This is a genomic window from Brenneria populi, from assembly GCF_036016195.1.
Lineage (GTDB): Bacteria > Pseudomonadota > Gammaproteobacteria > Enterobacterales > Enterobacteriaceae > Brenneria > Brenneria populi.
In genome coordinates this window covers 254948-268489 of the sequence record NZ_JAYWTM010000007.1, presented here as the reverse complement: position 1 = coordinate 268489, position 13542 = coordinate 254948, and the positions used below count along the sequence as shown (strand labels likewise).

General features: G+C 45.7%; 17 protein-coding genes. 4 read left to right on the top strand and 13 right to left on the bottom strand.

Annotation, left to right across the window (positions count from 1 at the left end):
* Positions 1–107: 107 nt before the first annotated feature.
* Positions 108–908 carry a hypothetical protein gene (locus tag VSX58_RS11225; RefSeq protein ID WP_327618221.1) on the bottom strand — a complete coding sequence of 267 codons (801 nt, stop codon included), beginning with the start codon at positions 906–908 and terminating at the stop codon, positions 108–110.
* Positions 909–2185: 1277 nt separating this feature from the next.
* Between VSX58_RS11225 and VSX58_RS11220 the strand changes: the two genes are divergently transcribed.
* Positions 2186–2893: a replication protein gene (locus VSX58_RS11220; protein WP_151241765.1), complete on the top strand. Its 708-nt coding sequence runs from the start codon at positions 2186–2188 to the stop codon at positions 2891–2893.
* 101 nt (positions 2894–2994) lie between these two features.
* A complete protein-coding gene (locus VSX58_RS11215; protein WP_151241764.1) occupies positions 2995–3474 on the top strand; it encodes a DUF4756 family protein in 480 nt (159 codons plus the stop codon).
* Between the two features lie 6 nt (positions 3475–3480).
* On the opposite strand, the gene VSX58_RS11210 is transcribed toward VSX58_RS11215, so the two are convergent.
* The 12 genes from VSX58_RS11210 to VSX58_RS11155 all read right to left on the bottom strand — a co-directional run bounded on the left by VSX58_RS11210 (position 3481) and on the right by VSX58_RS11155 (position 9975).
* Positions 3481–4182, bottom strand: coding sequence for an ArsR/SmtB family transcription factor (locus VSX58_RS11210; RefSeq protein WP_151241763.1), 702 nt, complete (start codon positions 4180–4182; stop codon positions 3481–3483).
* Between the two features lies 1 nt (position 4183).
* On the bottom strand, positions 4184–4576 hold the full coding sequence (locus VSX58_RS11205) for an amino acid-binding protein (protein ID WP_151241762.1): 393 nt from the start codon (positions 4574–4576) through the stop codon (positions 4184–4186).
* A complete protein-coding gene (locus tag VSX58_RS11200) occupies positions 4569–4892 on the bottom strand; it encodes an antibiotic biosynthesis monooxygenase family protein (RefSeq protein ID WP_151241761.1) in 324 nt (107 codons plus the stop codon). The genes VSX58_RS11205 and VSX58_RS11200 overlap by 8 nt, the downstream gene beginning before the upstream one ends.
* A 151-nt stretch (positions 4893–5043) precedes the next feature.
* Positions 5044–5442, bottom strand: a complete 399-nt coding sequence (locus VSX58_RS11195; RefSeq protein ID WP_151241760.1) for a hypothetical protein — start codon at positions 5440–5442, stop codon at positions 5044–5046.
* A 42-nt stretch (positions 5443–5484) separates the two neighbouring features.
* Positions 5485–5724 (bottom strand): H-NS family histone-like protein, encoded by a 240-nt coding sequence (locus VSX58_RS11190; protein WP_327618140.1) that lies wholly within the window; start codon positions 5722–5724, stop codon positions 5485–5487.
* A 68-nt stretch (positions 5725–5792) separates the two neighbouring features.
* On the bottom strand, positions 5793–6143 hold the full coding sequence (locus VSX58_RS11185) for a hypothetical protein (RefSeq protein ID WP_327618139.1): 351 nt from the start codon (positions 6141–6143) through the stop codon (positions 5793–5795).
* Positions 6144–6182: 39 nt separating this feature from the next.
* Positions 6183–6419: a hypothetical protein gene (locus VSX58_RS11180; RefSeq protein ID WP_327618220.1), complete on the bottom strand. Its 237-nt coding sequence runs from the start codon at positions 6417–6419 to the stop codon at positions 6183–6185.
* A gap of 80 nt (positions 6420–6499) precedes the next feature.
* Entirely contained in the window at positions 6500–6796 is a 297-nt protein-coding gene (locus VSX58_RS11175; protein ID WP_327618138.1) for a hypothetical protein, read from the bottom strand.
* Between the two features lie 79 nt (positions 6797–6875).
* Positions 6876–7190, bottom strand: coding sequence for a hypothetical protein (locus VSX58_RS11170; protein ID WP_327618137.1), 315 nt, complete (start codon positions 7188–7190; stop codon positions 6876–6878).
* Positions 7191–7221: 31 nt separating this feature from the next.
* Entirely contained in the window at positions 7222–7473 is a 252-nt protein-coding gene (locus VSX58_RS11165) for a helix-turn-helix transcriptional regulator (protein WP_327618136.1), read from the bottom strand.
* Between the two features lie 193 nt (positions 7474–7666).
* Positions 7667–8545, bottom strand: a complete 879-nt coding sequence (locus VSX58_RS11160; RefSeq protein WP_327618135.1) for a DUF6387 family protein — start codon at positions 8543–8545, stop codon at positions 7667–7669.
* A 497-nt stretch (positions 8546–9042) separates the two neighbouring features.
* Entirely contained in the window at positions 9043–9975 is a 933-nt protein-coding gene (locus VSX58_RS11155) for a LysR family transcriptional regulator (protein WP_327618134.1), read from the bottom strand.
* A gap of 139 nt (positions 9976–10114) precedes the next feature.
* Between VSX58_RS11155 and VSX58_RS11150 the strand changes: the two genes are divergently transcribed.
* Positions 10115–11923, top strand: a complete 1809-nt coding sequence (locus tag VSX58_RS11150) for an adenine deaminase (protein WP_327618133.1) — start codon at positions 10115–10117, stop codon at positions 11921–11923.
* Between the two features lie 271 nt (positions 11924–12194).
* Positions 12195–13538: an NCS2 family permease gene (locus tag VSX58_RS11145; protein ID WP_327618132.1), complete on the top strand. Its 1344-nt coding sequence runs from the start codon at positions 12195–12197 to the stop codon at positions 13536–13538.
* Positions 13539–13542: the final 4 nt, after the last annotated feature.

Genomic DNA, 13542 nt, shown 5'->3' with positions numbered 1-13542 from the left:
TTTTTTAATACCATATTTTCTTTAGGGAAATCAAATTTAACTCAGCTCATATCAATAACATTTTACCCAGCACTTCCATATGAGATACTCTCGCGTATCTTATTTACTCAATCACTGAATATCATCTTTGTAAATAAACCCTCACCCTGAATATTATCCCAATCTAACGGATCTTCTGGTGGTAAAAGAGTTGTTCCCTCAGCAGAGATACATTTATCCATGCTTTTACTCATCATTTCCCCTTGGGATTTTTTAGCCTGCAATCTTGCGATTAACAAATCTATGTCTTCTTGGTTATTAACTTCTTGTATAACTGCCTCAATGGACCTGTCTTTATCTTTTCTATTGCTACCGCCATTACCAATAATATTTTCGTTTTTTTCATATTCTATTATTTCTTTCTTTTTTATAATCTCTGAAACAAAGCGAGCACGATCACCATTGAAGACAATTGCAGGGTTTATGAAATACCAGTTTTTCTCATTGGTTTTAGCAATAATACGTTTTTCGATGAGTTCTTTTATCCCTCTGTAAAAGATAGATTCAGATAAGACAAAGTGATCTATCTTTTCCGCAAGCGACATTGCTTTTTTACAACTCAGGTAAAAGTGATCTTTTCCTATCGCATCCTGATAAATACGTAAAAAGATGAAAAATACTTTGTATGCTGTTTTCGTGAGATCAAAGTACGCTTTTATCTGAGATGTATAGAGTTTAATGAACTCTTCTTTATCGACCTCTTGTGTATGAACAATATTGGCGAAATAACTTTTACTGGTATCTTTCTTTTCAATAAGTTCTGTTCCTCTTGAAACGGTCAGATTTTTCTTTCGTGTTTCAATCTTTATTTCTGTTTCAAAGCAAAAGGGATTTAGGCCTAAATCCAAGTCAACATCCATTTCATTCATCATGTTATTACCTCTTGTTATTTTATATATAATAAATTAAATACCATGCACAAAATAGATATCAAGTTTTTTTGCATATTTTTTTGCGAAAATATTTTAAATATCGCAAATATTCCAGTGACGATAATTTAAAGCACTGTCGTTTTTAAGCTAAAAAATGACATAAAAACTGACTGCAAAGTCAGGAAAGCTCACCGTGCAGTCAGGAATACTGACTATAGAGTCAGGAACACTGACCGTACAGTCAGTCGTATATTTTCGTCCTAAGCCTTATACCATAAGGGCTACAGGCCGGTTTTTTCTTAATTTAATTTTGCAAGAAGTAAGAGATAATACTTAAGAGGATTAATAGAAACCGGGCGATTTTCATGATCGCCATATGGGGTTTCAAAATGTATAAAATTATCAATTGAGGATTACAGCTTATATTATTTATTGCACAGTTTTCCTTTTCATTTCACTAAGACCTTTTTTTGAAAATCACCACCATCTATGAGCTAACGCTCATGTGCTGACGAAAACGATGAACCTGTTTTCATGAGCACGGCTACGCCCTAACTCTGACATTAATATATTTTTATCTTGATAAGGTAGTTTCAATGTTTGATAGTAAAGACAAAAAGGATCGGTTTTAGATCATTTTATCATCAAGTTATAAAATTGATCCTATGTTCGAACATAGTAGTTATCTTTGACATATAGCATTTGCTCTTAAACGTATAGGAAAACTATATTCCCACTAGCAGCACTTAGTGATTGTCCAAAACAATCACATTGCTGAAACAGGGTTCATCCCTGTTAATGATGGATTTATCCATAAAGAATTGCGGCAGTAGCCGCCAGTAAATAGAAGTAAAACAATAACAATACTTCCGTGTCATCGGCAGCGCTTCGTGATTGTATAAAACAATCACTCGCTGTTCATAACCTAGAGTAAAAATAAAACCTAAATCAGATGGTGCATTTTAGTCGGCACACTTCACGTTAAGGTTATTAAACATATTATAGTATTAAGGAGTCGTAACTCATTATATTCAAAAGAGATTTGACGATAAAAGTTTCCTGTACGGAAATTTAAGTTTCCTCTGAGGAAACCGAAGTTTCCTGTACGGAAACTAAAGTTTCTTCTGTGGAAACTTTTCACTAATCTGACATATCCAGAAAAGTGAACGCAATTTCGCAAAAGTGTATTATTTTTCCTTTTTTCACATTTATTTTTGACAAGATAACGCCCTGCATTATATATAACAAACATTATAATAATAAAAGGAATACTTATGAGCATTGATTACAACACAATAATGAACTCAAGCAGTGAAGAAGTAGAAAACTATATCAACAGAAATCACTTCACAGATAAACAAAAGCTAGAGATTTACAGTTTTTATAACAGAAATAGAAAAGAAAAAATAACTGTTAATGTAAGGAAAGAGCATAGTTCTGATATACAACCGGGAATAGCCTATGTTCATGCTTTTTTAGATAATCTGGAAAAGCTCGGAAAGAATATGTCTGGCGCAGAATATACAATAATGATCCGATTATGTAAGCTCATGCAACATGGTAATCTTATAGCCAGTATATCTCAATCAGCACTCGCTGAAGAACTGAACATGAGTAAATCAAATGTATGCAAATGCTGGAAAAAACTTATCAATAAAGGCATACTTATCCTAGATGGTAAACATACACTAATAAATGCCAATCTCTTTCTGAAAGGCCAATACAGGACTCTTAATGGAACACGCAAGGAATATGTAAAAAAATCACTCAGAACTACTTGTGAAGGCGTAGAGAATGTTTTTTCTACCGTATATAAAGAGTCCATATTTATAAATAATAAGGACGCCGAAGAAAAAACAACAAAGGAAGATGAAACACCATTACTTTCTGCACCTGATGATGATATTGATTGGGACTCAGTTTCAGAAAATAACATGTTCAATGATTATCATGAATACATCAATGACAATGAAACAATATAATCTTATCATCCGTATATTGTATTAGTGTCATTTCTCTATATTTGACACTTTCTCTCCACCCCTTAATATATATTATAACGTATATAATTAAAGGAGATATTATGAGAAAAATAAAACTAGATAACAGTGATTTATTAACCTATTTTGAGACTGTAGAAAAACTAAAACAACAACCATCAATGGATGATTATCTGGAAGGTTATCGTAAAGTTCGTGAGGCTACGCCTTTTGGCACCGAAGTTGATAAATATAGGTCTGCTCATAGTGAACTGCGCAGACTGGATAAGAAGAGACAATCACTCATAGATAACTTTATTGTTGAACTCAATCCTATAAGCAGCTCTACAGCAAGAACAGCCGCTAAATCATCCGGTAATCTTGATGTTATGCATGAGCGCATGATCTACCAGAGAGCTATTTCAGAAAAAACAGACGCTGAGATTGTTGCTCTGGTGGTAAAGCAACGCACAGAATCAGCTTTTGAGTTTCAGCGTTCTGTTGAGCTGAGTCTGGAACAGCTTTCTCATATCTCATCAGGTTTTGGAACATCGAATACAAAACGCAGGAAAATGGCTGTTTAAATTATATTACGTATGCAACTTGAACAATTTTTTAAACGCCCGTTTTCCACTGGAAGTAATGATTACTTCCCTAAATCCCGGAATTCTGGTTAACCATTCTTTTTGCTCACAATACGTAAAAAATGCAGCCCCCGCTTCGCCACCAAGATGAAACCGCCGCTCACTCCAGTCAAGGCAAGCACAGCACGCTTTACGCCGTGTTTTGGGGTTGAGCATAATACCTAACTCCCGGAACTTTTTTTGTCCCGATAGCGTCAGTGAAACACCATCTGGCGTTATCCACCCTTCAACAACCATATAATCATAGATCTGAACAGCGATTTCACCTGCAAGATGGTCATAACACGTCCGGGCAACCCGTAACGAGGAAGGTGTGCTGATTTTAGCTGATGATGCCGAACGCCATGACACGCCCATCATGTTTTCAATCAGCCCGGCAATGTCTGTTCCTGCCAGACGGTAATAACGATGACGCCCCTGAGAAAGACAGGTAATCAATCCCTCACTGACAAGTCGGGACAGGTGTGCACTCGCAGTTGATGCCGCTATATCAGCGACCGCACTTAACTCTGTAGCTGTCCACGCACGCCCATCCATTAATGCACAGAGCATTTTTATGCGGGAAGGATCAGACATGGCAGCAGCTAAGGCTGCCATTGCATGTTCCAGTTCATCACCGCTATCAGTTGAATTAGCGTGTTTTAACATTTTACTTAGGTACGACAGCCCATTTCTCCGTTACTTTACTGGCAAGCCTATCATTATCGGTCACGAGGATCAGTTGGTTTGCATGGTCACTGTATTGGCACAGGATATTAATCCCTTTCTCAGCCAGCGCTGCCGCTATCTCTCCTAACTCGCCGGGCCGCTCTTGCTTAAGCTTGCGGATCAATGGTTCACACACGCTTTCAACCTGAAAACCTGCTTTTTCAAGCACCGTTTTGGCTGCATCTCCCTTTTCAATAAGAAAATGCGCATGTGCTTTATCAGAGACGGAAAATACGCCACCACCCTCAAGGCCAATACCGTTTTGACCTAATACCATCCCCAGTGCAGCCAGTTCGCCCGGCGTGTTCTTTAAAACAACATGGATGTCATACATCGGTCTGACCTCTGGTTTCTGATGAATAGTCTCTGAGTACATGAGCAATACGGATGCGATAAAACGAGAAGATAGATTGACGTCCCTCTGATTGAGCCGCCTTATGCAAAACATTTTGTTTCCATAGCAATACGGTCTCTTCATCCCGCCACCAAGACAATGACAGTATCTTTCCTGCCGTTGTCAGACTCTGGAAACGCTCGATAGAAATAAAACCATCGATATCTGCTAATAACGGTTTCAATTCAGCAGCAAGCTGGAGATAACGCTCTTGCTGTGTGGCAACAACATCTGCTTCAAAAAGTACTGCGATCACATTCTTACCCTCTATGTATTAGACATGGGTATGACTGTACCGTTTTCAGCACTGAACACTTCGATGGAGGGTGAAATATGGATGTCATCGATAGCACCTACGGTGATGTCAGTGACAAAACTCTTCTGTTGATATCCTATCTTTTTCAAAACTATTTTTTTAGTTTTGATATTAACTTATCCCAAAAAGAATATTTTTTAACAACAGGTGCCGGATTCGCCCATGATGGATTTAGAAGATCACTTGGTAGGGCATATTTATGATCATCTTCATCAATAACTGTTGCATTTAATTTCTTAGCTATTTGCAACATCTTACAATAGAGGGCCTCGTCGGGATGTTTGGTTGAGATTCTTCCATCATCCCATTCTAGCCAAGGTTCGTCATATTCACTATGACCGCTCCAAATAGCGAAAAACTCACCATTTTTATTATCGATGGACAGCTCTTCATCATCATGAACAAGCTGGAGCCATTCCGCACTGGTTATAGGGTTATCGCTGCTATCAAAGCAATGCTCAGTTCTTGTTATATGAAGCTCCCAGCCCATAACCACCTCCATTTTTTGATGAATATGCATTAGTATGTCTGACTATAGCCGATCAATGAGATCCTCTGGTGATACCCTATCCTCCGCCATCAACTTGAGGAGCCTCTTCATCCTCAGCTTACGCGCCTTCTTCTCGCCAATCTCCTGATAATACTCCTCACGACGCTCCGCAACAACTTGGCGGAACTTCTTCAAAAACTGTTCCAGTGTCTTTATATCAGTAGTAGCGGCTTCAGCTTGGATTTTTCTATACATATACATTACGTGGAATTCATCAATCATATTATAACCCTTAGTTTATCATTCATGTTATTTCCCTCTTTCGAGGGAATACTCATTACATCTAAAGATCAAACAACTGTCATTTTCAGTTTCCAATAAACAGGATCTTGATTTTCATCCTGATTTATATTTTTCGATACAAGTTCAACGATATGCTCCTGATGCCAATACAAGATTGTGGCTTTTAAATCTCTTCTATTGATATCAGATGCATCATTTTTTATAGAGTATTTCTTCATCTCACGAGTTATCAAAACATCATATGTGATGCTTGAAAGGAACCCATCATTCAAAATATCGATTGCTGTTTCAGGATGTTTTTCATAAATGGCATATATTTCATCACAGTATCCTTGTAAGATGTTGGCAATAAGTTCGTTTTGTTCTTCTTCACTTTTATTTAATATAATCTCTTTCATCTTTAATCCTCTTATTATGTTAATAGTTAGTAAAAGTAATTAGTTGTTATAAACGATATTGATGATAACAGAGCCATATTCCAGATCTAACTCATCAACTAAATCGTTATTGATATGTCGATTTAAGGCATCAATCAAACCCTTATTCTCTATCATTTCTTCTACTGAATACCCACTAAGGGCAACAAACACATCAAAGCTTTCTTGAATAGCATTCATCACTTTCGGGGTTCCTTCGCACAACATACTTACTACTACAGATATTTTATTTGTCATAGAACTTTGTTCGTTGTTGTTTACCATTTATATTTTCCTCTTATATTTTTGGTTAGCCCCTTGCGGGGCAAGATTAGTTCTTATTTCCTAAAGCTGTCTGAATACTCGACTAACATGGCAGCAACCTGTTCAAAGTTAACTTGATTAATATCACCGTTATTTCCCTCTTGGGCAGTGAATCTTTCAAAGTTGTTCTGAATATGGTCAATCACATGGATAATAAATGGACTCATAAAATCTGGGTCATCTAAATAGTTATTAGCATCCCCATCGCCATTAACGTCCATGAACATATTCCAGCTTGCAGTAAACGACCTACAAGCAAGGTCATAGAACAGTTCGGTTGATTTATTACTAGCTATACTTTTTTTAGACATATTTATATCCTCATAGTTAAATGCTTATTTAATTCATTGTGTTTTTTATTACCCCCTTTCGAGGCTGAATACGCTGTTATTAACTCATACTAAAAAGTAATGCTTGAGTATGTATATATCTCATTTCAGACATGACTTTATCCATATTAACATAGATAAGTCTTTCTCTTTTACCCGCTTCTTCCATATGTGCATCAAAGCATTTTGCCAGATACTCTTTTACATGCGAAAGATATGATTCCGTTCTATTACTATCCAACATAATGGCTTCCAATACCTCATACTCTTCTTGTTCTTTATATATACGTATTCCTGTGATATAAAGATTCTTCGCCATAGCAGTAAAAATATTGGTAGATGACTCTTTGATATTTTTCATTTCTTGATTATTCATTTTATTTCCTCTTGTTGTTATTAAAATATTATTAGTGAGATTCATTACGGGCAGCAATAACACTATCCATCCACGCTTCTATCTCACTTTCGATAAAGGCAACCGATCTCAGACCAATCCTGACCTGTTTAGGAAAGCGACCAGCATTGATCAGTCCATACATTCTTGCCCTACTTAACCCTACCCTTTTTAGCACTTCCGGGAGGCGGATAAGCCTTCTTGGTGTGACTTCGTTTTGCTCATAGAGCGCTGTTTGTTGTTGATTTTTATTGTTATTTTTCATTGTCTTCTCCTGTTTGTTTCGACAGGAGTAATTCTAGGGAAAGTGGCAATGACAAGATGCAGACGTTGGTAAACAACATCTTTCGAGACAATGAAGGGATATGATTTTGGGGAAAATGAAAATGTGCGAATGTCGCTGGTTTTGCATAAGGGAACCTGTCTTGATGGCAGGCTCCCGGAGATAGTGGGAAAGGTTAGTTTTCTTCTTCTTTTTCGTTCATCTTCATGGCATCAGCCACTCTGACATCCATCATGTAGCTGTCTTTGCTCAGATAGAGGTTAAACAAACGCGCAAACTCACGGGTCCGTGCTTTTTCCGCAAAAGGTTTATCGGTATCCTTAATTTGCGCCCCTCCTCTAATCACCTCTGAATCATTCGGATAGAGTAAACGTGACATTTGCTCATTAGAGATTTTTACCCCTCGATGATTAGCCCATAACATCAGATCCAGCATAGGGATAGTTCTCAGGGAGATCACTTTCTTAATCGTGCTCAGACCAAAGCGAAATAAACCGATCTCTGGTTCCGTTATGCCATACTCCTTACGCCATTGTGGGAGCATGATTTTGATATGTTCGATAACTTCATCATCAGTCAGACGTTTGATGTTTAGCCACAGATACAAGGGGTGATCATCATTCAGACGATCGATGTCCGTTAATCGCTGTTTACCCTGTTCTCTTGATACTGGTACTGATGGTGCATCAGACGAAGCATCGCTACGTTGGAGTAAATTGAGTTTCCGTAAGTCTGCCTCATAGCGGCTAATATCCCCAACGGTGATATGCTGAACATGTAATGTGGCATCAGCCAGAGGGTTTTTCTTTTTGGATGATGGGGGGATAGTTTTGGTTGAGCTGATTAATAGCGGAGTGCCAGCCAGTATCTTGGCTTCTTCTTCTAGATAGCGCTGATAGCGTGGACTTTGTTCATTGGTGGAATCATAACGGAACAAAACTGCCCGGCGACTCAGCTCGTCACTAAGGTCGTTTAACGTGATTTCCTGTAAAACATCATAGTTGCTCAGCCTGAACCATTGCTTCGCAGCTTTGATAACCTCACCTGACTTCATTCTTATTATCCTGTTCTGATACCGAACGATTTTTTATGCCCGATTTATCTGAGCGTTATCTTATGCCAAGCAATAGCAACAACGCTATCTCACAGATGGAAGACAGGAAACGAAAAGCACAGTTTCTGGTGTTTTGTTGCAGAGTATTTCAGGGGATTGAGCGAGATAGGTACCACCTCACTTCCCTAAGATTGGGAATGGCTAGGGAAGTGAATAGGGAAAACAATTCATAACACCATGATAAATAATATAATTATATTATCCAGATCAGGTAATACGGGTATTTCTCAGCCTTCACCTAGAAGGGCACCCCGAGTCATTTAAATCAAAATCAATAGGTTACAATTAATGTTCAACATTAATCCCTGCTCAGGATAGTAATGCCGGCAGGGAGCATTGTAAACGGATCTTTTAACCTCGTGCGACAGGTTGTGTGATAAAGACGTCATACGCTCAGCGCCGAAAATCATCAGATTTTACGACAGGCGCGCGTCTTGTCAGGGGCGCTGATGTCCCCCCGGGCGCAAAGCCGCCAGCAAAAGCTGAAAACAGGATTCGATCAGGGGCGGCAAGGGCTGAGGATTGCGCATCAGCGCCACGGTGCGCGTCAACGCCGGCTGCTGTAGCTGCACCACCGTCAATTCCGCGTCCTGTAAATGCGTGGTGTAAAGTTGCGGCAGGATAGCCACCGCCAGCTTCGAGCGAACCAGACCATACAGGGTTTCGATGTAATCCACCTGATAGCGGGTGCGCAGCGTCAAGCGGTTGCTCTCCGCCATCGCCGCCACAAGCCGCTGGATATTGCCTTTGGAAAACGCGGCGATATCGCGCCCCGCAAGGAGTTTCCACGGCAAATGCGCGGATTGCGCCAGTACGTCGTCACGGTGCAGAACGGCAACGAAGGGGTCTTCCTGTAGGGCGAACACCTTCAGCTCCGGCGCCACCGAGCTATCCAACGCGCCGAGGCCAAAATCGATTTGTCCCGTCAGCAATTGCGCGGTTAGCGAATCGTTGGTTTGATCGTGAAACTCCACCTTCAGGCGCGGAAACTGCCGCGCCAGTTGCTGCGGTATCGTCGGAAACAGCAGAGAGCCGACGGACGGCACCAAACCGATACGCACGGTGCCGTCGCCGCCGGCTTCCACAATCTGCCGCATATCGTGAAATGACCGCTGGGCGACGCTGAGCACCCGCTCGGCATGCGGTAGAATAGCCGCCCCCAGCTCCGTCAGGGTCACGGACGAAGCGGTGCGATTAACCAGTTTTCCCCCCAGCACCCGCTCTATCTGCCGCAACGCGCTGCTTAACGCCGGCTGGCTGATGGCGAGGCGGCTGGCGGTATCGGTGAAGTGACGCAGCTGCGCCAGCGTCACAAAATATTGCAACTGTTTTAAAGAGAGCGCGGGCAGGCGTTGCCAGGGGTCGGTCATGGTCTTATCTGTTCTGATTCGCTATGGGTTAACGCTGCAGAATAACCCTTTCTTATCGAGTGATAAATTTATTCAGCTAGGCAAACGTTTGCCGCCTCCCTAGAGTAGGACATTAATAATGTTTGCCGGATAGTTGATTATGAGCGTTGCTGCACAAAATCGCCGCCGCGCGGTACAGGCCGCCAGAGGCGAAACCGCCTTCGATCTGCTGCTGACCCAGGCTCGGGTGGTGGATATGGCGACCGGAGAGATCCGCGATGCGGACGTCGGGATCGTCGGAGAGCTGATCGCCAGCGTGCACCCGCGTAGCAGCCGCGCCGACGCCGCGGAAATCCACGATCTTGCCGGCGCCTATCTTGCTCCGGGCTTGATGGACACCCACGTACACCTGGAAAGTTCACACCTTCCGCCGGCGCGCTACGCGGAAATCGTCCTGGCGCAGGGCACCACCGCGGTGTTTTGGGATCCGCATGAACTAGCCAACGTCCTGGGCGTCGAAGGGGTGCGTTACGCCATTGACGCCAGCCGTAACCTGCCGTTGCAGGTAATGGTCGCCGCGCCGTCGAGCGTGCCCTCGACGCCCGGGCTGGAAATGTCCGGCGCCGACTTCTCCGGCGATGAGATGACGACCATGCTCGGCTGGACGGAAATTTCCGGGGTGGCGGAGGTGATGGATATGCATGGCGTGTTGCACGGCGACGAGCGCATGACGGCGATCCTCGAGGCCGGCCTGGCCAGCGGCAAACCGATCGAGGGCCACGCGCGCGGCCTGCAAGGCGCCGATTTGCAGGCGTATCTGGCGGCGGGCGTTACCTCCGATCATGAGCTCACCTCCGCCGACGACGCGCTGGAAAAACTGCGCGCCGGGTTGACGCTTGAAATACGCGGCTCCCATCCCTACCTGTTGCCCGACATCGTCGCGGCGCTTAAAACGTTGCCGCATCTGTCGTCGCAGATTACCGTCTGTACCGATGATGTTCCCCCGGATGTGCTGCTGGAAAAGGGCGGCATTATCGCTCTGCTCAACCTGCTGATTGAACACGGGTTACCGGCGACGGATACGCTGCGCTTCGCCACGCTGAATGCCGCAATTCGCCTACGGCGCAACGACATCGGTCTGATCGCCGCCGGGCGGCGCGCGGATCTGGTGGCGTTCGATTCGCTGGAAAAACTTCAGGCGCGGCGGGTTTACGTCGCCGGAAAGCTTATCGCCGACAACGGCGTGATGTTAACTCGCGTCCTCGATCCGCAGAATGTGCTGCCGCCGCGCGACACGCTGCGTCTGGCGCCGGTAGCGGATACCGATTTTATGATGCGCATCGGCGCGGTGCGCCGCGGCGTTGCCCGCCTGCGGCACATCCGCGGAGCGCGCTTTACGCAATGGGGCGAGAAAGAAGTAGAAATACGCGATGGCAAGGTGCTGTTGCCCGACGGTTTCAATCTGATCTGGGTCCGGCATCGCCACGGCCGCCACGACGCTCCGCCGCAGATGGCCTTGCTCGAGGGGTGGGGCGAACTGCGCGGCGCCATTGCCACCAGTTACTCGCACGATTCACATAATCTGGTGGTGCTGGGACGCGATCCTCATGAGATGGCGCTGGCGGCCAATTGTCTGATTGACGGCGGCGGCGGCATGGCGCTGGCGCAGTATGGCGCGATCATCGCGCATGTGGCGATGCCGATAGCCGGCATGTTGTCCGAACTGCCGGCGAAGGAGCTGGCGGCCCAGTTTCGTCAACTGCGCGAGCGCAGCGGCGCTATCGCCGACTGGGAGCCGCCCTACCGCGTGTTTAAGGCCATCGAGGGAACTTGCCTGGCTTGCAACGCGGGGCCGCATCTGACCGATCTTGGGCTGACGGACGGCGCTACGCGCCAGATTGTCGACCCGCTTATTGACTGGCGGGAAATTCCCGACCATTCGCAACCCCCAATACCCAATATACTCTAAATAATTCGAGTTGCAGAAAGGCGGCATTGCTGCGGCGAATTCGACCAGCCAAAGGCTGGCCGGCGGTGGGAGACAGGATGTCTCTCATTCATCCCCATGGGCTTACCGAAGTAAGCGACCGGGGTGAGCGACAAATCTGCCGGAAGCAGATTTGAACGCCGCTGGCGGCGGCCCCAACGGGGCGAGGCCTATGAATGGGCCGAGTAACAAAGCCAACGCACATGCAGCTTGAAGTATGACCAGTATAATATAGCGACAGGAGAGCCGGATAATGGCCGAAAATACCGTTCACACGCCAGCATCAGGGAACTGGTTGGAAAGACGTTTCGCATTGTACTCAAGGGGCGGCACGGCCAAAACGGAATGTCTGGCCGGCGTCACGGGGTTTCTCGCCGCCGCCTATTTACTGGTGGTGATTCCGGGGCTGCTGGCCGTCGGCGGCATGGATAAAGGCGCGGCCACCACCGGCACTATTCTGGTCTTCGTCGCCGGCACGCTGCTGATGGCGTTTTACGCCAACCTGCCATTTATCGTGGGACCGGGAATCGGCGGTTCGGTGCTGGTGGGCGTAACGCTGGCGGGCAGTGAAGGCATCGGCTGGCAAATTGGCCTCGGCATTGCCTGCTGGTCCGGAATTCTATTCTTCCTGCTGACGAAATTCGGCCTGCGTGAAGTGGTCACGCGCTCCGTGCCGCAAGCCATTAAGCTGGGCTTAACCGCTTCCATCGGCCTGTTTGTCGCCGTCCTCGGCTTTCGCAACGCCGATTTGGTGCTGGCCAACGCCAAAACCAACGCGCTGATGCTGGGCGACTTTCTTTCACCGGGCGCGCTGGTGGCGTTATGCGGACTGTTTCTGGCGATAGCGCTCCAGGCACGGCGGATACCGGGCGCCATCCTGTGGGCCATTCTGTTCGCCACGCTGGTGGGCATACCGGCGGGCGTCACCAGGCTGCCGGCAAGTTTTATCGCCCTGCCCCACTCGTTGACGCCGGTTCTCGGCCATATCGACATGCTGGGCGCGCTGAACATAGCTTTCCTGCCTTTTCTGTTCGTCTTTTTCGCCTCGGAGTTTTTTTCCACCATGGGCACCACGCTGGCGGTGGGCGGCGAAGCCGGTCTGCTGGACGAAGAGGGCAATATGCCGCTGATCAACCGGCCATTTATGGTGGATTCCATCGCCGCCGCGCTGGGTCCTTGGGTCGGCATTCCCGCCGCGACGGCGCTGATTGAGTCCTCCGCCGCCGCCGAGGCCGGCGGCAAGACCGGCATGACCGCGCTGGCCGCCGCCGTCATGTTTCTGCTGATGCTGTTGTTCACCCCGATAGCGCTGATGATCCCCAAAGAGGCCACGGCGCCGGCGCTGATTCTGATTGGTCTGAATATGTTCAGCGGCTTGCGGAAAGTCGACCTGGGGAATTTTACCGATGGATTACCGGTGCTGATGATGGTGATGATTACCCTGATCGCCAACAGCTTCGGAACCGGGATCGCGGGCGGCCTGCTGTTCTATATTCTGATCAAGGCCATCGCCGGCAAATGGCGGGAAATCCCTATCGGGCTGTGGATCATGGCCGTGCCGCTGATTTACTACTTCGCGACATTGGTTAAGCATTAATAAT

Coding starts and splice junctions, on each gene's coding strand:
- VSX58_RS11145 (WP_327618132.1), top strand. CDS start 12,195: ATGGCCGAAAATACCGTTCACACGCCAGCATCAGGGAACTGGTTGGAA.
- VSX58_RS11155 (WP_327618134.1), bottom strand. CDS start 9,975: ATGACCGACCCCTGGCAACGCCTGCCCGCGCTCTCTTTAAAACAGTTG.
- VSX58_RS11190 (WP_327618140.1), bottom strand. CDS start 5,724: ATGATTGATGAATTCCACGTAATGTATATGTATAGAAAAATCCAAGCT.
- VSX58_RS11150 (WP_327618133.1), top strand. CDS start 10,115: ATGAGCGTTGCTGCACAAAATCGCCGCCGCGCGGTACAGGCCGCCAGA.
- VSX58_RS11165 (WP_327618136.1), bottom strand. CDS start 7,473: ATGAAAAATAACAATAAAAATCAACAACAAACAGCGCTCTATGAGCAA.
- VSX58_RS11215 (WP_151241764.1), top strand. CDS start 2,995: ATGAGAAAAATAAAACTAGATAACAGTGATTTATTAACCTATTTTGAG.
- VSX58_RS11210 (WP_151241763.1), bottom strand. CDS start 4,182: ATGTTAAAACACGCTAATTCAACTGATAGCGGTGATGAACTGGAACAT.
- VSX58_RS11225 (WP_327618221.1), bottom strand. CDS start 908: ATGAATGAAATGGATGTTGACTTGGATTTAGGCCTAAATCCCTTTTGC.
- VSX58_RS11220 (WP_151241765.1), top strand. CDS start 2,186: ATGAGCATTGATTACAACACAATAATGAACTCAAGCAGTGAAGAAGTA.
- VSX58_RS11185 (WP_327618139.1), bottom strand. CDS start 6,143: ATGAAAGAGATTATATTAAATAAAAGTGAAGAAGAACAAAACGAACTT.
- VSX58_RS11205 (WP_151241762.1), bottom strand. CDS start 4,576: ATGTATGACATCCATGTTGTTTTAAAGAACACGCCGGGCGAACTGGCT.
- VSX58_RS11170 (WP_327618137.1), bottom strand. CDS start 7,190: ATGAATAATCAAGAAATGAAAAATATCAAAGAGTCATCTACCAATATT.
- VSX58_RS11180 (WP_327618220.1), bottom strand. CDS start 6,419: ATGACAAATAAAATATCTGTAGTAGTAAGTATGTTGTGCGAAGGAACC.
- VSX58_RS11160 (WP_327618135.1), bottom strand. CDS start 8,545: ATGAAGTCAGGTGAGGTTATCAAAGCTGCGAAGCAATGGTTCAGGCTG.
- VSX58_RS11175 (WP_327618138.1), bottom strand. CDS start 6,796: ATGTCTAAAAAAAGTATAGCTAGTAATAAATCAACCGAACTGTTCTAT.
- VSX58_RS11195 (WP_151241760.1), bottom strand. CDS start 5,442: ATGGGCTGGGAGCTTCATATAACAAGAACTGAGCATTGCTTTGATAGC.